The organism is Methylobacterium platani (genome assembly GCF_001653715.1).
Classification (GTDB): Bacteria; Pseudomonadota; Alphaproteobacteria; order Rhizobiales; family Beijerinckiaceae; genus Methylobacterium; species Methylobacterium platani.
Genome location: NZ_LWHQ01000040.1, coordinates 48,310 through 66,582, shown reverse-complemented (window position 1 = coordinate 66,582; position 18,273 = coordinate 48,310). Strand labels below are relative to the sequence as shown.

Here is an 18,273-nt window from a genome sequence, read left to right as displayed (position 1 = left end):
GTCGAACCAAGGCAGGTCGAACCAAGGCAGGTCTCAGACAAGGAACAGGGCGCGATGCCCTCCGGCACCGCGCCCGCGATCTCATCTCGACGGACAGAGCGAGCGGGGCGTCAGCCGCCGCTCTTCGTCTCCGTGCCCATCGCCGGCGGCTCGGTCGGCGCGGGCGCGCCCTTCGGCATCTCGGGCTGGGGCGCCGGCTGGGTCTCGGCGGTGGCGGCGGGCTTCTCCAGCTCCGGCAGCCCGTCCTTCAGCTTGGCCTCGATCTTGGCCAGGTCCTCGGGCTCGGGGTTCAGGTCCTTGGCGTGCTGCCACTGGAACTTGCCCTCGAGCCGCCGGCCGCTGCGCCAGTAGGCGTCGCCGAGGTGGTCGTTGATCGTCGGGTCGCCGGGCTTCAGCTCGATCGCCTTCTCGAGCTCGCGCACCGCGTCGTCCCAGCGGCCGAGGCGGTAATAGGCCCAGCCGAGGCTGTCGATGATCATGCCGTCGCGCGGCTGCAGGTCGACCGCCTGCTTGAGCATGCGGAACGCCTCGTCGATGTTCTGGTTCTGGTCGACCCAGGAATAGGCGAGGTAGTTCAGCACCTGGGCGCGGCCGTTGGGCTGGGTCGCCGGCACGAGGTCGAGCGCCTTCTTCAGGTCGGCCTCGGCCTTCGGCCATTCCTTGGCGCGCTCGTAGGACGTGCCGCGGAAGTAGTACAGGGTCCAGTAGTTCCGCGCCGGCTGGTCGCCGATCAGGTCGATCGCCTTGGTGTATGTCTGGGCCGACTCGGCGTATTTCTTGCGCGAGCGCTGGACGTTGCCGAGCGCCGAGATCACGTCGATGTCGTTGGGATAGGTCTTGGCGACCTGGTCGAGATGGGCGATGGCCTCGTCGCCCTTGCCCATCTGCTCGAGGTTGAGGCCGATCTGGATGTCGGCGTTGAGCTTGAGCGGCGAGGACGCCGGCATGCGGGCGAAGACCTCGTTCGCCCGCTCGGGCGCTTTCATCCGCTCCAGCGTGTCGGCCAGCGTCAGCAGCGCCAGCGAGTGCTCGGGCGCGAGGTAGAGCGCGAGGCGCAGGTACACCACCGCCGGCAGCTCGTCGCCCTGCGAGGTCCCGGCCGAGCCGAGGCCGTAGAGCACCTCCGCGGCGCCTTCCTGTGCCGAGCCGATCAGCGGCGCCAGCGGCTTGCCGGCCTTCAGCTTGTCGAGGGCGTCGCGCACGATCGGGTGGCGCGGCAGGACGTTGTCGAATTCCTGGTAGGCCGCCACCGCGAGGTCGGGCCGGCCGGATTCGGCCTCGAAGCGGCCGTAGGCGTCGACGATGCGCAGCGTGTTGCGGTCGGCGTCGTAGGCCGATTTCAGCCGGCGCTCGGCCTCGACCTTGTCGCCGACGAGCGCCGCGATCAGCCCCGCGTGGTAGTCGCGGAAGACGTTGTAGTAGCGCTCGCCCTTGAGCTTGTTGATGGTCTCGAGCGCCTTCTTGCCCTCGCCGGCCCCGGCATAGGACCAGGCGGTGAGCAGGGTCGAGGTCAGGTCGGCCGCCGCGCCCTTGCCGCCGCGCTGCAGGTTCTGGCGCGCCGCGGCGAACTGCTTGGCCTTGATCTTCTGCACGCCGAGCGCGAGCTGGGCGAGGCCGTTGGCCCCGTCGCGCGCCGTCAGGCGCTCGGCGGCCCGGAACGCCTCCGGCAGCGAGCCGTCGGCGAGCAGCGCCACGAACGAGCGCTCGAGGAGCTCCGCGTTGCGCGGATCGCCCTTCACCGCCTCGCGGTAATAGGTGGCGGCGGCGGCGGTGTCGCGGGAGGCGCCGGCGATGTAGGCGGCCAGGAAGTTGCCCTCCAGCGAATCCGCCGGCTCGTAGGATTGCGGGACCGCGACCTCGCGCACCGGCAGGCGCGCCGCGTGGGCCGGCGCCGGCGAGGCGGCGAGGAGGAGGGCCAGCGCGGCGAGCGCGCGTCCGCGGCGGGGACGGGGGAATCGGGTCTGGGGCACCAAGCTCGTGGCTCCGTGGTCGCGCCGGCCGCGGCGCCGGCGCGCGAAATCGGCGGGACATTGGACCCTGCGCGGGGCAGCGGCAAGACCAAACGGCGGCGGCGATGTGTCGGGGGCCCGAGCCGCGCGCCCGCCGGGAGGGGGTTGCAACCGGCCGTGGGGCGGCCCAGCACGACGGTTGTAAGATCAATATTAAACACTCGTCGCGATAGAGGGGTGAGACCGATCCAGTCGTTCGTCCGAACTGTCGAACATGTCGCTGCGTAGACAAATTTTCCTTATCCTGGGCCTGATCGGCTGCCTCTTTCTTGGGCTGACTGCCGTGCAGGTGATCGGGGCGTGGAATGCGGCCGACATCATGCGGCGGACGGCGGAGGCGAACCGGGTGACTGACGGGCTCGGTGCCGCCGCGGTCTCGCTCGCGGCCGAGCGCGGGCTGACCAACGGCTGGCTCGCCCGGCCGCCGGCGGAGGCGGAGCGCCCGGCGCTGACACGTCTGCGCGAGGAGGGCGACCGCCGGCTCGACGCGGCGCTCGCGGCGCTGCGCCCGGAGGAGGCGGTGTCGCGGGCCCGCGATGCCCTCGATGCGGGGCGCCGGGACCTCGCGTCCCTGCGGCAGCGGGTCGACCGGGTGCTGGCCGGCAGCGCCGATCCCGACCTCGCCGCCGCGTGGTTCCCGGCCGCGACCGCGGTCATCGTCCGCGAGCAAGCCCTGTTCGACGCGGTGCGGGCCGGCATCTCCGGATCGGTGCCGGGCACGATCCATCACGGTCTCGACGTCAAGCGCGCCCTGTGGGACGCGGGCGAGTTCGCCGGCCGGGAGCGCGGACGCCTCAACGCCGCGATCGCCGGGCGCCAGCCCCTCGCCGTCGAGCAGGTCCGTGCCATCGCGTCGCTCGCCGGGCGGGTCGAGGCGGCGATGGCCCAGGCCCGCGCCTCCGGACCCGCCCTCGGGGCGGAGGTCCGGGACGCGCTGGCCGCCGTCGCGCGCCGGCTCGAGGCGTTCGAGGCGACCCGCGCCGCGGTCGTCCGGGCCGGCTCGGCCCGCGAGCCCTATCCGGTCACCGCCGAGGAGTGGTTCCGGCAGGCAAGCGAGGTGATCGCCGAGGTCGATCGGGCGCGGGTCGCCGCGACGGCGTCGCTCGGCGCGATCGTGGCGGCGGAGAGCCGGGCGAGCGAGACCTGGCTCCTCGCCGCGCTGGCGATCCTGGCCGGCGCGGCTGCGGCGGTCGGCGGCGGCGCGCTGATGCTGGTGCGCGGGGTGACCGGGCCGCTCGCCCGGATGGTCGAGGCGATGCGCCGCCTCACCGCCGGCGACCTCGCCGTCGCGGTGCCGGCCGCCTCGCCCCGCAGCGAGATCGGCGCGATGGCCGCGGCGATGGCGCAGCTCCGCGACGGGCTCGCCCGCGCCGCCGCCCTGGAAGAGGAGGCGGCCGCCGCCCGCCTCGGTGCCGAGGCGCAGCGCCGCGCGGCCCTGCGCGAGCTCGCCGACCGGTTCGAGGGCGCGGTCGGCGGCGTGCTGGCGGCGGTGACCGCGGCCTCGTCCGAGATGGAGGCCACCGCCCGCGGCATGACCGAGATCGCCGGCCGCACGGCGGACCAGAGTACCGGCGTCGCGGCCGCCGCCGAGGAGGCCTCCTCGAACGTCGCCACCGTCGCGGCGGCGGCCGGCCAGCTCGGCGCCTCGGTCGACGAGATCGGCCACCGGGTCGGCGCCTCGGCGGAGATGGCTCGCCGCAGCGCCGGGGCCGCGGGCGAGACCGCCCGCCTCGTCCACGACCTGCGCCAGGGCGCGACCGAGCAGACGGTGGCGGCGATCGCCGGCATCGCCGGGGAGATCGGCGAGATCAGCGCCGCCTCGACCGCCATCGCGGCGGCGGTGGAGGAGGAGGGCGCGGCGACCCGGGAGATCGTGCGCACCATCGCGGAGGCGGCCAAGGGCACCGACGAGGTGACCGGCAACATCGTGCGCGTCGCGGGCGCGGCCGACGAGACCGGGGCGGCGGCGAGCCAGGTGCTGTCGGCGGCGAGCGAGCTGTCGCGCCAGTCCGAGCACCTGCGCGGGGAGGTGGGGCGCTTCCTCGCGACCGTCAGGGCGGCGTGAGGGAGCGGAATCATCCCCTCGCGCCGTCGAACGCATCCGTTCGACGGCGCGAGGGGATCACGGCTGCACGGACAGGTTGATCGACACGATGTGGCCCATCGCGACGCGCGAGGCCGGCGCGGCGGCGGTCTGGTTGACAGGCGGTCTCCACGGCAGACTTGCCGGAAAGCGGGATTTCCAGGCCCGGGAAGGTGCGGACGTGCCCTGACGGTAAGACGGCCGGCCAAGCGCTCTCATTGCCGGACCGGGTGCAAGGTCCCGCGCCTGTGGCGCGGGGGCCACAGGCGGGGCGTGGAGACTTCCATGCGGCGCAAGTGGATCGTGGCGTCCCCACAATCGATCCGTACGGCTCACCCGACGAGCGATCGAGGAATTTTTCCCTTCAGGCTATTCGTCCGCGATGCCGTCATGATCTCTGGAACGCATTTCGACGGGCCGACGTTGTTAGCGCCAGATGAACTGAGGAGGCATCCATGCGGACTGTATTCGCTGCCGGCGCCGCGGCCGTCATCCTGGCCGGATTCTCGATGTCGGCGATGGCCGAGGAGACCACCGTGATCCACCGCGACCGGGCGCCGGGCATCGCGGTCGAGCATCGCGAAGGCATCGTCGAGCGTCGCGACATCACCACCGGCAGCGTCGATTGCGGCTCGAAGACCGTCCACAAGGAGGACGGGATGGGCAATTCCAAGACCGTCCACAAGGAAGGATGCAACTGACGTGCAGGCTCCGGCCGCCGTCGCGCCGGTTCTCCCGCCAGGTCAGGGGAGGGCGACGATCTCGCTCTCCCGGACCGCGCGCTCGCCCTTCGGCGAGCGGATGCGGTAGGCGGCCTCGCCGCTGCGATCCTCCGGCATCAGGCGCACGATCTCGAAGGCGTCCATGTCGCTGGCGAGAGCGTCGGAGGCGCCGGATCGCACCATGCGGACGCGCTGGTGAAGCTTGAACTTGTAGGACATGGGGTCAACCCCTTTCGAGCGGCGTCGCCGCGGCCGGCCGGTCAGCCGCGCTGGCGCGCCTTGCGGGCGGCGTAGCGGGCGTCGCGGGCGGCCTTCTGGTCGGAGAGCCGCGTCTCGGCGGCCTGCGCGGCCTCCTCGGCGCGGCGGGTTTCCTCGGCGGCCTCGAGCGCGCTCACGCGGGCCTGCTCGGCCGCGGCCTCGGCGGCCTGCGCGATCCGCGCGGCCTCCTGCACCGCCCGCTCGGCCTCGCGCTCGGCGAGCCGCACGGTCCGGGCCGCGGCGACGGCCTGCCGCTCGGCGCGTCGCGCCGCCAGAGCCGGATCGCCGTCGGCGCCGTGCGCCCGGAACCGGGCCAGCGCCGCCGCCTTCGCCGCAGCGGCCGAACCCAGTCGGTCGCCCAGCGGCGCATCCCTGAACTTGCCCATCGCTGATCGGCCCGACGCTCAGACCCGGCTCAGGGCGAGGGAGCGGATCGGGCGCGAGAACCGGTCGGCGAGGTGCCAGCGCAGCTCGCGGACGGAGTGGTAGCGGTAGCTTCGGTCGATCAGGTGGCTGACGTCTTGGTGGCAGTCATCGACCTGCTGCCAGATCTGCCGCACCTGGAAGGTGGCGGGCTCGACCGCCGCATCGTGACAAGACGAACTGAAGGTAAAATTCACCCGGAAAATCCGTTGGAGGTCTGGCCCTGCGCCGCGGCGCAGGGCGGGGGATGCGGATCGTCCGATCCGCATCCCGGAACGTGGTCGCTTACGCGGCGCGCAGGTCGCCGGCGGATTGCTTGCCGCTGCGGCGGTCGGTCTCCATCTCGTAGGAGACCTTCTGGCCCTCGGCCAGGGTCTGCATGCCGGCGCGCTCGACGGCCGAGATGTGCACGAACACGTCCTTGCCGCCGTCATCCGGCTGGATGAAGCCGAAACCCTTTTGCACGTTGAACCACTTCACGGTGCCGATCGCCATCGTCGTATCCATATTCTGCAAGCGTCTTGAGGCGCGCGGCACCCGCCTGGGGGCGCCACGATCCGATTAAATCGACAGGTTTGGAGAGAGTGGCCGAGCGGGAGCCGACGTGAACGCGGCAGAACGGCTCGGTAATCAGGCCAACAATCGATCCGGAATTACTATTTTAAATGCGGGCAAAGCGCAAGCTCGACGGGAAAATATTTATGAAAAATCTGTATCTTACGCCCTGCCGACGATCCCGGCATCGACTCTCCGGCGTCCGCTAACGCGCTGGCCGGGATCGGGAATCCCGCAAGGCCCGGACGATCGGCCGGGCGCCGCCGGCGCCCGGCTCCCCGTCGAGCGGGCGCACGCGACGCCGCGACGCCGGATCGGAGGCCGGGAGACGACCGAGATCCGGCCCGCGGCGATCGTTCCGGTCTTCGGAGTTGTTTAATCCCGATCGGCTATCCATCCTGCCCGGACGACAACAAGCGATGGTCGCGACGATGACGGGCAATTCGGCGATTTCTCCCTCGGTCGAAGAGCACGCCGCTCTGCTGCAGCGTCATCTGGTGTCGATCTCCGACGCCATCGCGCGGACCCGCCACGAACTCGCCGAGCTGCGGCAGGAGCAGGAGATCGGCCGCGCCTGCGACGAGCTCAACGCGGTCGTCCAGGGCACCGAGCAGGCCACCAACACCATCCTGACCGCCGCCGAGACCGTCGACGCGCTCGCCGGCGGGATCGCCCGGCGCACGCGGGACGATGCGGCCAGGCAGGACGCCCTCGCCATCCAGGCGCAGATGCAGTCGGTGGTGGAGGCCTGCAACTTCCAGGACCTGACCGGCCAGCGCATCTCGAAGGTCGTGCGGACCATCGGCTTCGTCGAGGAGCGGGTGGGCGAGATGCTCCGCCTCTGGGCCGGGCCGCAGACCCCGGCCGCGCGGGCGGACCGGCGCACCGGCGAGGATGCGCTCCTCAACGGGCCCGCCCTGCCGGGGGAGGCCTCGGTCTCGCAGGACGCCGTCGACGCGATGTTTCCCTGAGGACGGGCCGGCGGCCCGTCAAACCGACGGGCTGCGCGACGGGGCGGGCGGAGCGGCGAGGCCGGGCCCGCCCGCGGCACGGGCCCGGGCCGCCTCCAGCACCGCCGCCATCGCGGGCGCGACCGCCCGGAAGGTAGCGCGCTCCTCGATCGTGCGGCGCGCGCCGCGGCCGAGGCGGGTCCTCGCCTCGGGATCGTCCCACAGGGCCGCGAGGGCGGCCGCGAGGGCGTCGGGATCGGCCGGCGGCACCAGGAGGCCGTTCTCCCCCTCGACCACGTAATCCTCGGTGCCGGCGGCCCGGGTCGCCACGACGGGCTTTCCGAGCATCATCGCCTCGAGCACCGTGACCTGGCCCGAGGTGAAGGCGATGTTGCTCAAGGGCACGACGTTGACCCGCGCCCGGCCGCACAGGTCGTGGCAGGCCGCGATGTCGAGACCGTTCAGCACGGTGACGTTGGACGGCAGGTGCGCGCCCTCGACCGCGTGGGCGCCCGCGACGATCACGGTGCGGACCCCGAGCCGTTCCGTCGCCGCCGCCAGGGTGCGGTAATCCCGGTTGGCCGAGCCCATGGCGAGCACGAAGGGCTCGGCCTCGTCCTCGCGGGTCTCGCGCGGCTCGTCCTGGATCGACAGCGGCACGAACACGAAGCGCTCGGGCGGCAGGTCGAGCCACGCGGCGTAGAGCGCGATCTCGCGGCGGGAATGCACCACGAACACGTCGACCTGACCCAGCACCGCCCTGGCGAGGCGCGCCTTCCAGCCTCCCGGCGTCCGGCCGAGGTTGAAGCACCAGGCGACGAGCGGCACGTCCCGCCGCCCGAGGACGAGCTTGACCAGGGCCGCCGCCGCGGCGAGCTGCGGGAAGCCGGTCATCAGGCCGGCCTCGCCGGGCGCCGCCTGCCGCACCAGGCGCCAGGCCTGCCAGGCATGGCGCAGGTAGTCGGACCATTCCGACAGGCCGGAGACGGCCCGCGAGCGATCGTGGTCGTAGTGCGCCGGGGCCGCCGTGAAGCGGGCCGAGCCGCCGACATGGCGGGTGATCCAGTCGCCGCCCTCGTCGCGCACGAAGGGAATCGCGAGGATCCACTGCATCGAAGCCGGCTCCCATGATGATCGCGTCGCGCGGGTCGCGCCGCCTCGGTCGTGTCGCATCTGTCGCATCGGTTGGCGGCCGGCCGCGGCCGTCGCCCGAGGGGGAGCCTAGGGGGCGTCCGGGCGGCCCGGAGCGGGACAATCCGGCGGCGGCGCTCCCGAGAAAGGCGGCGGGCTCCCCCGAAAGGCGCACGGCTCCCGCGCCGTCCGGCGGACGGTTCCGCGGCCCGAAGGCGGCGCTTCGCCGGGCGGTCCGCTCCGCTACCCTGCCGGTTCCGTTCCCGCCGGGAGAGTTCGTGACGTGCCCATGCCCCCCGCCCTCGCCCTCGGCCTCGGCCTCTGCCTCGCCCTCCCGGGCGCGCCCCTGCGGGCCGAGGCCCCGGGCCCGTTCCGCGATCCGGTCGCGCAGCCCTTCGCGTCGACGAGCATCTGGAACACCCCGCTCGGGCGCGGGGCGACGTTCCAGGCCGGGGACGCCGTCGAGACGGCGCTCCTGCGCAACCAGAATGCCGGCGGGCCGGCGGGCGCCTTCGCGTGGATCGGCGGCCACGCCTTCGGAATCTACCGCCAGGGACCGGCCGACCCGGTGCGCACCTGGATCTATCGCGGGCGGCCCGCGACCGTGCCCTGGCCGCATGGCGGCAGCCCGGCGGGGGGGCGCTTCACCCTGCGCACCCCGCCCGGCCTCGCCTTCCTGGGCGGGACCGACCGGCACGCGATCCTCGTCGACGAGGAGGGGCGCTACGCCTACGAGGTCTGGCTCGGCGCCTTCGATCCGGCCCGCGACCAGTACACGGCGCAGGTCGTCGTCCGCACCGACCTGCGCGGCAGCGGCATCTCCGGCCGGGCCGGGCTGTCGGAGGGAATCCGGGCCTTCGGCGGCTCGCTCGCCGGCGGCCTGGTGCGCCGGGACGAGCTCGACCGGGGCGAGATCCGCCACGCCATCGCGATGGCGGCGAGCGTCACCCAGGCGAGCCCGACCCGCACGGTCTGGCCGGCCTCCACGACCGATGGGGGCGGCCGGAACGGGCATACCGGCGTGATCCCGATGGGGGCGCTGTTCGCGATCCCGCCGCAGGTCGATCTCGACCGCCTCGGCCTGACGACGCCGGAGGGCCGGGCGCTCGCCCGGGCGTTCCAGGACTTCGGCGGCTACATCACCGACACGGCCGGACGCACCGTGATCCTCGCCTATCTCGAGGAGGGCTGCACCGACGCGCAGATCGACCGCCTGCAGGCGGACAAGGACCGGATCCTCTCGGTGCTGGCGATGGTGACCAACAACGATCCCGCCCATCCGGGCGGTCCCGGCCCGCGCGTGGCGGCCCCGCCGCCGCCGCTCAAGGGCGAGTGAGAATCCCCGGCGAGTGAGAATCCCCGCCGGGCGTGGCCGAGGCCTCCCGGCGCGGGCGAGCCCCGCGCCGATTGCCGGCCGGGGCGAGGAACGAATGCAATCGGGACGGGAGGCGCCCGCCGGGTGCGGGCCGGCGCGGGACACCCTCCCGCGCCCCCTTCGCGTCACATCTTCATGTCGGAGCGCGCCTCGAAGGCGCGGATCGCCACCTCGGTCCGGTTGGTCGCCCCGACCTTGCGCATGATGTTGCGCACGTGGACCTTGACCGTGCTCTCCTTCATGTTGAGCTCGAAGGCGATGATCTTGTTCGCCTTGCCCTTCTGCAGCTGCTCCAGCACCGCGGTCTGGCGCGGGGTGAACTGGCTGCGGGGATCGGCCGCCCCGGCCTCCTCGGCCCCGCCGCGGCGCTGCAGCAGGCAGCTCGCAGGCACGAACACGCCGCCGGCCCGCACCAGCCGCATCGCCTCGATCGCCACCTTCAGGCTGACGTTGGTCGGGATGTAGCCGCGGGCGCCCTCGTTGAGGCGCTCGACGATCTCGCCCGGATCCTCGCTGTCGCAGAGCAGGACCAGGCTCGTGTTCGGGCCGATCCGCGAGCGCAGGGCGGCCTCGCGCTGCGCGCCGGCGCGGCCGGCCTCGCGGGGGTCGTAGTAGAGCACCACCAGGTCGCCGTCCCGGTGCCCGACCTTGCCGCGCTCCCACTCGTCGATCGACGCGAAGGTCACGACGTCGTGGTCGGGGATCGCCTCCGCGAGGCAGTTGCGCAGGCATTCCCGCACGAGCTGCCGCGGCTCGATGATCGCGATGGCGGGCTTCAGGCCGGCCACCTCGCCCGGTTCGACCGGCTCCAACACAGTCTCACTTACCTCGACCAGCCGGCGGCCCCGCGAAGCGAGGCCGTAATCAACGAGAGCAGGCGTCGACATGCTTCACCTCCACCACTGTACGATCGATCATTATTGTTGGACGGGTCTCGCGGCGCGATGGATACGGAAGCGGTCAGGCCGCGCCGTTCCACCCCTTGTCCGGAGCCGGATCGGTAAGGGAAGCCGGCGCCGCCGGGCCGTCGACTGCGCGATCCAGTCGAAAGAGCCCTTCGCGTCCGCCCGCCTCTCCTGATTTCAGTCCTAACACGGCCATAAAACAGTTACAATCCTATATGAGGTACTTTAACGCTGGCTTCATTGAAGAGGGGAGGGGACTTGATTGTCGGTATGCGGAACTCGTCCGCTTGATGTACACGTGTTGCGTGCATGCCATCGAAGTGACGCGCCAGGGCATGGACCTTGAGTGGCAATCCTCAGACGTAGCGAGAAGCCGCACGGAGCGTCGACTCGTCTACAGGCGTCCTAGACATGCCCAACCGGTAATTCTTCAGAAGATCACAGTTCCGTGAGAGCTTCAGCGCCGATACGATCCAGAACCGCATTGACGGCGGGACGGGACGACGGGGCGCCCCCGATAGCGGGCCGGCGCAACCGGGCTGCGGGCGACGGCAGGACGGGGCGGGGCGCCGGAGGCATTGCCCGCCTGGAAGCGGGGCGTTCGACGGCAGCCGCCCGTCGTCCTCGCGTCATCTCGGCGCCGCTCGGCCGCATGAGCCGATGTACAGGACCCGACATTTCCGCCCTCGGGCAGCACGCCTCCCACCGGCTCGACAATCAACCGAAGCACGGTCGGCCAACCATACCGTTTGATAGTTTTTAACGGTGATTGTCGCGAGGCAGAGCGCCAGACGACAAAAGATCATCGGCGGGCCTGGCGGCCCGCCGATGATCGGCAGCGACGATGCGACGGGTGTCGGGTCGGGGGCGTCAGGCGCTCAGCGGCAGGGCGGGGCGGCCCGCCAGGGCGTCGGCGAGAGCCTCGACGACGGCGTGGACCGCGTCGTCGCCCATGCCGCCGTAGAGCGGCAGCAGGATGCAGCGGTCGCGCGCGGCCTCGGAATGGGGCAGGGGCGCACGCAGGGGCAGATCGGCGTAGGCCGGCTCGAGATGGATGCACATCACGCCGCGGCGGCTGGCGACGCCGCGGTCGAGCAGACCCTGCATCACCGCGACCTGGTCGGCGCCCGCGCCGAGGCGCACGGCGTAGCTCTGCCAGTTCGACCGCGCCCAGTCGGGCTCGACCGGCGCCTCGACCGGCAGCCCGGCGAGGGCCTCGGCGTAGAGGCCGGCGAGGTGCCGGCGCTCGGCCACGATCGCGTCGAGACGCGCGAGCTGCACCCGGCCGATCGCCGCCTGCAGGTCTGTCAATCTGTAGTTGTATCCGGTCGTCGGATAATCCTCGAACACCACCGCCCGGCTGGCATGGCGGGCGACGTCCGAGACGCCCATCCCGTGCTGGCGCCAGAGCCGGAACTGGCGATCCCAGGCGGCGTGCCGGGTCGTCAGCATGCCGCCCTCGCCGGTGGTGAGGATCTTGCGCGGGTGCATCGAGAAGCAGGCCACGTCCCCGAGCGGCCGGCCGACCCGCTGCCACTCCCCGTCGATGCGGATCTCGGAGCCGATGGCGCAGGCGGCGTCCTCGACGAGGGCGACGCCGTGGCGGCGGGCGATCGGCACCAGCCGGGCCATGTCGCAGGGCATGCCGATCTGGTGCACCGCCAGGATCGCCCGGGTGCGGGGCGTGATCGCGGCCTCCGCGAGGTCCGGGTCGATGGTCAGGGTGACGGGGTCGATGTCGACCAGCACCGGCTCGGCCCCGCATTGCCGGATGGCGTTGGCGCAGGCGATGAAGGTGTGGCTGACGGTGACGACCTCGTCGCCGGGCCCGACCCCGGCGGCGAGGAGCGCCAGGTGGAGCGCGGTGGTGCAGTTCGAGGCCGCACAGGCATGCGGCGCCCCGACGGCCTGCGCGAACTCGGACTCGAAGGCGACGACCTGCGGCCCTTGCGTGAGCCAGCCGGAGCGGATGACGGCGCTCGCCGCCTCGACCTCGGCCTCGCCGAGGCTCGGCTTGATGATCGGGATCACGAGGCGAGCTCCATCACGGGCGAGGGGACGGCGGCGGCCGGGCTGCGGTTCTGCCGCCACCACGCGACCAGGGCGTCGAGGCCCTCGTCGAGGCCGATCTCGGCACGGAAGCCAGTGAGCGCCCGGGCGAGGCTCACGTCGGCGAGGCGCCGGGGCACCGGGTTGACGCTGCGCTCGGCCTCGTGGACCGGCACCAGGTCCGGCCGGCCCATGACGGTCGCGAGGCGCCGGGCGAGATCGAGGAGCGAGGTCTCCTCGCCCCGCCCGATGTTGAGCGCCACGTCGCTCGCCGGCGAGAGCGCCGCCAGCACGTTGGCCCGGGCGACGTCGCGCACGTCGATGAAGTCCATGGTCTGCAGCCCGTCGCCGAAGATCAGCGGCGGCTCGCCGCGGGCGATCCGCTCCATCCAGCGGATCAGGACCTCGGTGTAGCGCCCGTGCAGGTCCATGCGCGGGCCGTAGACGTTGAAGTAGCGGAGCGCCACGTAGTCGAGCCCATTCATGTCGTTGTACGAGCGCAGCAACCCCTCGCCGAAGCTCTTGGCGGCGCCGTAGAGCGTGCGGTTGCCGGAATGCGCCTCGGCCTCCGGGGTCGGGAAGGTCGCGGCCATGCCGTAGACCGAGGCCGATGAGGCGTACACGACCTTGCCCACCCGCTCGGCGACGCAGAGCTCGGCGAGGGCGGCGGTCGCGTCGACCATCACCTCGATCGCCTCGCGCGGCTCGGCGGCGCAGTGGGTGATCCGGAGCGCCGCCTGGTGGAAGACGGTGTCGCAGCCCGCCACCAGCCCGGCCATCAGGTCGCGGTCGCGGATGTCGCCGATCACGAGCTCGACCGCGCCGGCGGCCATCGCGGCGGACAGGTTCTCGGTCCGGCCCCGGATCAGGTTGTCGACCACCACGATCTCGCGGCAGCCGCGGGCGACGAGCTGGTCGACGATGTGGGAGCCGATGAAGCCGGCTCCGCCGGTGACGAGGACCCTGCCGAGGGAACGGGACGGCTCACACGGCTTCAGCATAACCATCTCCCAAGCTGTCGGTGAGGGCCGAGACCACGGTGGCGATCTGCCGCTCGGTGATCTCGGGGAAGAGCGGCAGCGACAGCCATGCGCCGGCCAGCGCCTCCGAGACCGGGCAGGGCGTGCCGAGGCGCACGCGGTCGGCGTAGGCCGGCTGGTGGTGCACCGCCTTGGGGTAGTGGATGCCGGTGGCGACGCCCGCCTCCTGCATCCGCGCCCGCACCGCGTCGCGGTCCGGCACCCGCACGGCGTAGACGTGGTAGACGTGGTCGCGCCCGCCGGGCTTCGGCGCCTTGAGGCCGGCCTGGGAGAGCAGCGCGTCGTAGCGCGCGGCCGCCCGGCGCCGCCCCTCGGTCCAGCCGTCGAGGAAGCGCAGCTTCACCCCCAGCGCCGCCGCCTGCACGGTGTCGAGGCGGTAGTTGAAGCCCGGGCGGACGTGGTTGTAGCGCCCCTCCTGGCCCCAGTCGCGCAGGGAGCGCAGGGTCCTGGCGATGTCGGGATCGTCGGTGGTGACCGCCCCGCCCTCGCCGCAGGCGCCGAGATTCTTGCCCGGGTAGAAGCTGAAGCAGCCGACCGTGCCGAAGCCGCCGGCCTTCCGGCCGTTCCGCTCGGCGCCGTGGGCCTGCGCCGCGTCCTCGATCACCGTGATGCCGTGGCGCCCGGCGATGGAGCAGATCGCCGCCATGTCGGCGAGCCGCCCGTGCAGGTGGACCGGCACCACCGCGCGGGTGCGGGGCGTGATCGCCGCCTCGAACGCCGCCGGGTCCATGGTGTAGGTCTGCGGATCGACGTCGACGAGGACGGGCTTGGCGCCGGCGTAGAGGATCGCCGCCACCGTCGCCACGAAGGTCATGCCGACGGTGATCACCTCGTCGCCGGGGCGCACCCCGGCGGCGATCAGCCCGAGATGGAGCGCGGCGGTGCCGGTCGACACCGAGACCGCCTCCGCGGTCCCGCAATGGGCGGCAAAGTCGCGCTCGAAGGCGGCGACGGGGGGCCCGAGCACGTAGGCGCCGCTGCGGAGCACCGCCAGCACCGCCTCCTCCAGGGGCTCCTGCACGGCCCGGTACTGGGCCTCGAGGTCGAGAAGCGGGATCATCAGGCGGCCCTCAGGGGAGACAGGTCGATCGGGTGGCCGCGCTGGGCCAGGGATTGCGAGGCGGCCTCGAGCAGGCGCACCACGCGCAGGCCGCTCTCGCCGGAGGTCAGCGGCGTCTCTCCGTGCGTGATGCAGCGGGCGAAGTGCTCCATCTCGGTGACGAGCGCCTCCTTGACCGGGATGTGCGGGGTCCAGACGTCGCCCATCCGGTAGGCCGGCAGGATGCGGCGGATCTCCTCCTGAGAGGGCCGCTCGTCGAACTCGACGCCGCGGTCGTAGACCTTCACCTTCTCGCTCGGCTCCATGTCGTCGAAGACGATCATCCGGCGGCTGCCGCCGATCAGCGTGCGGCGGATCTTCACCGGGGCGAGCCAGTTCACGTTGAGATGCGCGGTGACGCCGCCCTCGAGGTAGAGGGTGATGTGGGCGAGGTTCTCGGGGCTGCCCTTGATGTGCCCGGCGCCGGTGGCCGAGATCGCCAGGGTCTCGGCCGGCATCAGGTAGTCCAGGATGGCGAGGTCGTGCACCGCCAGGTCCCAGATCACGTTCACGTCGTCCTGGAACAGGCCGAAATTGATCCGCGTCGAGTCGTAGTAGAACAGGTCGCCGGTGACGCCGGTATCGATCAGCTCGCGGATCTTCTGGACCGCGCCGGTATACACGAAGGTGTGGTCGACCATCAGCGTCAGCCGACGCTTGGCCGCTTCCGCCACGAGGCGGGCCGCCTCGCGGGAGGTCGGCGTGATCGGCTTCTCGACGAGCACGTGCTTGCCGGCCATGAGCGCGGCGAGGGCGATCTCGTAGTGCAGCCGGGTCGGCGTCGCGATGGCGACCGCGTCGATCTCCGGGTCGGTCAGCATCCGCTGCCAGCTCTCGTCGATCGTCACGCCCGGGTGGCGGGCGGCCGCGCGGGCCCGTGCGGCCGGCGACGGATCGGCGATGGCCTTCAGCGTGGTGCCGTTCGCCTCCGCGGCGCAGCGGGCGATGTTCGGCCCGAAATAGCCGTAACCGATGACTCCGATCCCGATCATGACGCCTCCGCGGGGTTGGGCAGGGAAGAAGGCAGGGGAGAGGGAATGGCGGGCACGCCGGCCATGCAGGCGCCCGGCGGCACGTCGCGGGTGACGACCGATCCGGCGGCGATCCGGGCGCCAGCGCCGATCGTGAGCCCGCACAGGATCGTCGCGTTGGCGCCGACGATCGCGCCCGCCCCGACCCGGGTGGTCTCGAGGGTCCAGTCCTCCGGCCCCATCAGGGCGCCCGCCGCCGTCACGGCGCGGGGATGGCGGTCGTTGGTGAACATCACCCCGGGACCGATCGCGACGTCGTCCTCGAGGGTCACGCCCTCGCACAGGAAGGCGTTGGCGCCGATCCGGCAGCGCGCGCCGACCGAGGCGCCGCGCTGGATCTCCACGAAGGGCCCGATCCGGGCCTGCGCGCCGATCTCGCAGCCGTAGACGTTGACGAGGGCGGGATCGGCCAGTTCGGCGCTCGCATCGATCCTCGCATTCACGACCGGCATCCCGTCCCCCGTCCCGTCACCGTGCTGGGACGCTAGGGGGCCGGCGCAGCCAAGTAATCGTGCCAATGCGAGGGTGCGCGTTACACCCTAATCACCCCGATCGATGCCAGAACGGTCCAGTCCCGCTACCGCTTCGGAGGTATCGGACGAGTACAGGACCAATCCGGCGGGGCGCGACGCCTCGCCGTTTTCCGGTCTGGGCAGGAGAGGGGGCGGATTCCGACACTCGTCCGCGAAGGAGCACCCTCATGCCGACCTTAGCGGACAAAGCCCCGACCTGCGTCGTGCGGGGCCTGAGCTTCGATGCCCTGGCCACCGCCCTGGTCCGGGGCCGGGCCACGGTCTTCACCCTCAACATGATGCATCTGCGGCTGCTGGCGCAGAACCCGGAATTCCGCGAGAGCTACCGCCGGGCCTCGATCGTCACCCTCGACAGCAACCTGCTCAACACCTGCTTCCTGCGCCGGCGCATGACCGTCGCGACCGGGAGCGACCTGGTGCGGCGCCTCGCGGCCGGGCGCAGCCTGCACGACCGCTCGGTCCTGGTGATCGGCAACGTGACGGCCGAGGAGGCGGGGTCCGTGATGGCGAGCCGGCGCCTCGAGGTCGTGCGCCCGCCCTTCGGCTTCATCCGCGACCCGGCGGCGGTGGAGGAGGTGATCGCCCGGGTGCGGGAGGCGGCGCCCGACGTGGTCTTCATCGCCGTCGGCGCCCCGCAGAGCGAGCTCCTCGCCCTGCGCCTGCGCCGGGCCGGGATCTCCGCGCCCTCGATCCTGTGCTGCGGCGCCGCCTTCGAGTTCATCCTCGGCAAGCAGAACCGCTCGCCGGCCTGGGTGACCCGCACCGGCCTCGAATGGGCCTGGCGGCTCGCCGGCAATCCCCGGCGGCTGGCCGGCCGCTACGCCTCCGATGCCGGGTTCATGCTGTCGATGCTGGGGCCGCTGACCCGGCTCGCCCGCTCCGGCGCGCTCAAGGTCGGAGGCCTGCAGCTGCAGTTCCGGCAGGAGGCGGAGCTGGGCAAGGGCGGGCTCGGGCGGGGCGCGCTCGGGGCGGGCTAGCGCACTGCCCGACGAGGCGGATACCGGTTCGTCGAAGACGATGCGGCAAAATCGAAGGTCTGGAGCAGTGGCCGATTGCAACGCGATCGGGCGCTGCTCCGGCCCGGACATGAAAAAGGCCGCCTCTACCCGGGAGGGGAGGCGGCCTCTTTACCGTCTCGCGACGGGCGCGAGGATTACTCGGCGGCGGCGGGCTTCTTCGCCTTGGTCTTGCCCTTCTCGGCGCCGCGCTCGGCGCGCTCGGCGATACGGGCCGACTTGCCGCGGCGATCACGCAGGTAGTACAGCTTGGCGCGACGCACCTTGCCGCGGCGGACCACCTTGATCGAGTCGATGTTCGGCGAGTAGACCGGGAAGACGCGCTCGACGCCCTCGCCGTACGAGATCTTGCGGACGGTGAAGCTCTCGTTGATGCCGCCGCCGGAGCGGGCGATCACGACGCCCTCGTAGGCCTGGACGCGGCTGCGCTCGCCTTCCTTCACCTTGACGTTCACGATGACCGTGTCGCCGGGCTCGAAATCGGGGATCGTCTTGCCGAGGGCCGCGATCTGCTCCTGCTCGAGCTGCTGGATGATGTTCATGGATCAAACTCCTGCCGTCGCCGCCGCGCCCCGGGATGGGATCCGGCGTCAGGATTTCGGCGTCCTGTTGTGAGTTGCCGGCTCCTTACAGGAACCGCCGCGGCTTGTCGACACGCCCGAGGAGCGCTTTTTCCGGACGGTCCGACGGGCGGGAACAGAACGGCGCCCGCGGTGTTGTGACGGCTCGGTGCGGCGCCGGACGCAGGCGCCGCCCGCTTCAGGACCACACGGAGGACCCTCCCTCATGCTGATGCGTTGGAAGATCGCCGGCCTCGCCGCCCTGGCTTTCGGCGGTCTCGCCGCCGCCCCCGCGAGCGCCGCCCCGGCCGGGCCGGGCCTTGCCGGCGTGCTCGCCCCCGAGGCGCCGGTGACGCAGGTCGCCCAGGGCTGCGGCCCGGGCTTCGCCCGCGGCCCCTACGGCGGCTGCCGGCCGATGTACGGCCGTCGCTACTTCGGCCCGCCGCGGGTCTACGGCCGCCGCTGCTTCATCCGTCCGACGCCCTACGGGCCGCGGCGCATCTGCCGGTTCTGATCGGCGGGCGCCGGTCGGCC

General features: G+C 72.3%; 19 protein-coding genes. 6 read left to right on the top strand and 13 right to left on the bottom strand.

All coding sequences use genetic code 11. From position 1 onward, the window contains the following. Nucleotides 1–110: 110 nt before the first annotated feature. Nucleotides 111–1,970, bottom strand: coding sequence for a tetratricopeptide repeat protein (locus A5481_RS20590; protein ID WP_048433387.1), 1,860 nt, complete (start codon nt 1,968–1,970; stop codon nt 111–113). A 385-nt stretch (nt 1,971–2,355) separates the two neighbouring features. Here A5481_RS20590 and A5481_RS20585 point away from each other — a divergent pair, with 385 nt between their 5' ends. Both A5481_RS20585 and A5481_RS20580 read left to right on the top strand, forming a co-directional pair. Further along, complete coding sequence (locus A5481_RS20585) at nt 2,356–4,074, top strand: methyl-accepting chemotaxis protein (protein ID WP_167350046.1); 1,719 nt, start codon at nt 2,356–2,358, stop codon at nt 4,072–4,074. Between the two features lie 473 nt (nt 4,075–4,547). Next, complete coding sequence (locus tag A5481_RS20580) at nt 4,548–4,793, top strand: hypothetical protein (RefSeq protein ID WP_048433372.1); 246 nt, start codon at nt 4,548–4,550, stop codon at nt 4,791–4,793. A gap of 42 nt (nt 4,794–4,835) precedes the next feature. On the opposite strand, the gene A5481_RS20575 is transcribed toward A5481_RS20580, so the two are convergent. The 4 genes from A5481_RS20575 to A5481_RS20560 form a co-directional block, all read right to left on the bottom strand. Then, complete coding sequence (locus tag A5481_RS20575) at nt 4,836–5,033, bottom strand: hypothetical protein (protein ID WP_048433373.1); 198 nt, start codon at nt 5,031–5,033, stop codon at nt 4,836–4,838. A gap of 41 nt (nt 5,034–5,074) precedes the next feature. After that, complete coding sequence (locus A5481_RS20570; protein ID WP_048433374.1) at nt 5,075–5,458, bottom strand: DUF6481 family protein; 384 nt, start codon at nt 5,456–5,458, stop codon at nt 5,075–5,077. Between the two features lie 18 nt (nt 5,459–5,476). Further along, on the bottom strand, nt 5,477–5,692 hold the full coding sequence (locus A5481_RS33760) for a hypothetical protein (protein WP_048433375.1): 216 nt from the start codon (nt 5,690–5,692) through the stop codon (nt 5,477–5,479). A gap of 88 nt (nt 5,693–5,780) precedes the next feature. Then, nucleotides 5,781–5,990 carry a cold-shock protein gene (locus A5481_RS20560; RefSeq protein WP_048433376.1) on the bottom strand — a complete coding sequence of 70 codons (210 nt, stop codon included), beginning with the start codon at nt 5,988–5,990 and terminating at the stop codon, nt 5,781–5,783. 491 nt (nt 5,991–6,481) lie between these two features. On the opposite strand from A5481_RS20560, the gene A5481_RS20555 reads away from it, so the two are divergent. Then, nucleotides 6,482–7,021, top strand: a complete 540-nt coding sequence (locus A5481_RS20555; protein ID WP_048433389.1) for a protein phosphatase CheZ — start codon at nt 6,482–6,484, stop codon at nt 7,019–7,021. Between the two features lie 18 nt (nt 7,022–7,039). On the opposite strand, the gene A5481_RS20550 is transcribed toward A5481_RS20555, so the two are convergent. Then, nucleotides 7,040–8,113 (bottom strand): glycosyltransferase, encoded by a 1,074-nt coding sequence (locus A5481_RS20550; protein WP_048433377.1) that lies wholly within the window; start codon nt 8,111–8,113, stop codon nt 7,040–7,042. A gap of 301 nt (nt 8,114–8,414) precedes the next feature. Here A5481_RS20550 and A5481_RS20545 point away from each other — a divergent pair, with 301 nt between their 5' ends. Then, entirely contained in the window at nt 8,415–9,467 is a 1,053-nt protein-coding gene (locus A5481_RS20545) for a hypothetical protein (protein ID WP_156311793.1), read from the top strand. Nucleotides 9,468–9,631: 164 nt separating this feature from the next. On the opposite strand, the gene A5481_RS20540 is transcribed toward A5481_RS20545, so the two are convergent. From A5481_RS20540 to A5481_RS20515, 6 genes are all read right to left on the bottom strand, one after another. Continuing rightward, nucleotides 9,632–10,393 (bottom strand): LuxR C-terminal-related transcriptional regulator, encoded by a 762-nt coding sequence (locus A5481_RS20540; protein WP_064504261.1) that lies wholly within the window; start codon nt 10,391–10,393, stop codon nt 9,632–9,634. A gap of 888 nt (nt 10,394–11,281) precedes the next feature. Next, entirely contained in the window at nt 11,282–12,442 is a 1,161-nt protein-coding gene (locus A5481_RS20535; RefSeq protein WP_048433380.1) for a DegT/DnrJ/EryC1/StrS family aminotransferase, read from the bottom strand. Next, nucleotides 12,439–13,461 (bottom strand): NAD-dependent epimerase/dehydratase family protein, encoded by a 1,023-nt coding sequence (locus A5481_RS20530; protein ID WP_156311794.1) that lies wholly within the window; start codon nt 13,459–13,461, stop codon nt 12,439–12,441. Before A5481_RS20530 ends, A5481_RS20535 begins: the two co-directional genes overlap by 4 nt. Continuing rightward, a complete protein-coding gene (locus tag A5481_RS20525) occupies nt 13,445–14,560 on the bottom strand; it encodes a DegT/DnrJ/EryC1/StrS family aminotransferase (protein WP_048433382.1) in 1,116 nt (371 codons plus the stop codon). The genes A5481_RS20530 and A5481_RS20525 overlap by 17 nt, the downstream gene beginning before the upstream one ends. After that, complete coding sequence (locus tag A5481_RS20520) at nt 14,560–15,591, bottom strand: Gfo/Idh/MocA family protein (RefSeq protein WP_048433383.1); 1,032 nt, start codon at nt 15,589–15,591, stop codon at nt 14,560–14,562. Before A5481_RS20520 ends, A5481_RS20525 begins: the two co-directional genes overlap by 1 nt. Next, entirely contained in the window at nt 15,588–16,082 is a 495-nt protein-coding gene (locus A5481_RS20515; protein WP_048433384.1) for an acyltransferase, read from the bottom strand. Before A5481_RS20515 ends, A5481_RS20520 begins: the two co-directional genes overlap by 4 nt. Nucleotides 16,083–16,330: 248 nt before the next feature. Between A5481_RS20515 and A5481_RS20510 the strand changes: the two genes are divergently transcribed. Beyond that, a complete protein-coding gene (locus A5481_RS20510) occupies nt 16,331–17,140 on the top strand; it encodes a WecB/TagA/CpsF family glycosyltransferase (protein ID WP_064504260.1) in 810 nt (269 codons plus the stop codon). Nucleotides 17,141–17,316: 176 nt separating this feature from the next. Here the strand turns inward: A5481_RS20510 and rplS are convergent, their stop codons facing one another. Next, nucleotides 17,317–17,721, bottom strand: coding sequence for a 50S ribosomal protein L19 (gene rplS / locus A5481_RS20505; RefSeq protein ID WP_048432673.1), 405 nt, complete (start codon nt 17,719–17,721; stop codon nt 17,317–17,319). Between the two features lie 244 nt (nt 17,722–17,965). On the opposite strand from rplS, the gene A5481_RS20500 reads away from it, so the two are divergent. Next, entirely contained in the window at nt 17,966–18,253 is a 288-nt protein-coding gene (locus A5481_RS20500) for a GCG_CRPN prefix-to-repeats domain-containing protein (protein ID WP_048432674.1), read from the top strand. Nucleotides 18,254–18,273: the final 20 nt, after the last annotated feature.

Excerpts from the sequence above, each read along its gene's own strand:
- A5481_RS20580 (WP_048433372.1), top strand. The coding sequence starts at position 4,548 with ATGCGGACTGTATTCGCTGCCGGCGCCGCGGCCGTCATCCTGGCCGGA.
- A5481_RS20500 (WP_048432674.1), top strand. The coding sequence starts at position 17,966 with ATGCTGATGCGTTGGAAGATCGCCGGCCTCGCCGCCCTGGCTTTCGGC.
- A5481_RS20570 (WP_048433374.1), bottom strand. The coding sequence starts at position 5,458 with ATGGGCAAGTTCAGGGATGCGCCGCTGGGCGACCGACTGGGTTCGGCC.
- A5481_RS20550 (WP_048433377.1), bottom strand. The coding sequence starts at position 8,113 with ATGCAGTGGATCCTCGCGATTCCCTTCGTGCGCGACGAGGGCGGCGAC.
- A5481_RS20510 (WP_064504260.1), top strand. The coding sequence starts at position 16,331 with ATGCCGACCTTAGCGGACAAAGCCCCGACCTGCGTCGTGCGGGGCCTG.
- A5481_RS20520 (WP_048433383.1), bottom strand. The coding sequence starts at position 15,591 with ATGATCGGGATCGGAGTCATCGGTTACGGCTATTTCGGGCCGAACATC.
- A5481_RS20540 (WP_064504261.1), bottom strand. The coding sequence starts at position 10,393 with ATGTCGACGCCTGCTCTCGTTGATTACGGCCTCGCTTCGCGGGGCCGC.
- A5481_RS20560 (WP_048433376.1), bottom strand. The coding sequence starts at position 5,990 with ATGGCGATCGGCACCGTGAAGTGGTTCAACGTGCAAAAGGGTTTCGGC.
- rplS (WP_048432673.1), bottom strand. The coding sequence starts at position 17,721 with ATGAACATCATCCAGCAGCTCGAGCAGGAGCAGATCGCGGCCCTCGGC.
- A5481_RS20525 (WP_048433382.1), bottom strand. The coding sequence starts at position 14,560 with ATGATCCCGCTTCTCGACCTCGAGGCCCAGTACCGGGCCGTGCAGGAG.
- A5481_RS20515 (WP_048433384.1), bottom strand. The coding sequence starts at position 16,082 with ATGCCGGTCGTGAATGCGAGGATCGATGCGAGCGCCGAACTGGCCGAT.
- A5481_RS20555 (WP_048433389.1), top strand. The coding sequence starts at position 6,482 with ATGACGGGCAATTCGGCGATTTCTCCCTCGGTCGAAGAGCACGCCGCT.
- A5481_RS20575 (WP_048433373.1), bottom strand. The coding sequence starts at position 5,033 with ATGTCCTACAAGTTCAAGCTTCACCAGCGCGTCCGCATGGTGCGATCC.
- A5481_RS20530 (WP_156311794.1), bottom strand. The coding sequence starts at position 13,461 with ATGCTGAAGCCGTGTGAGCCGTCCCGTTCCCTCGGCAGGGTCCTCGTC.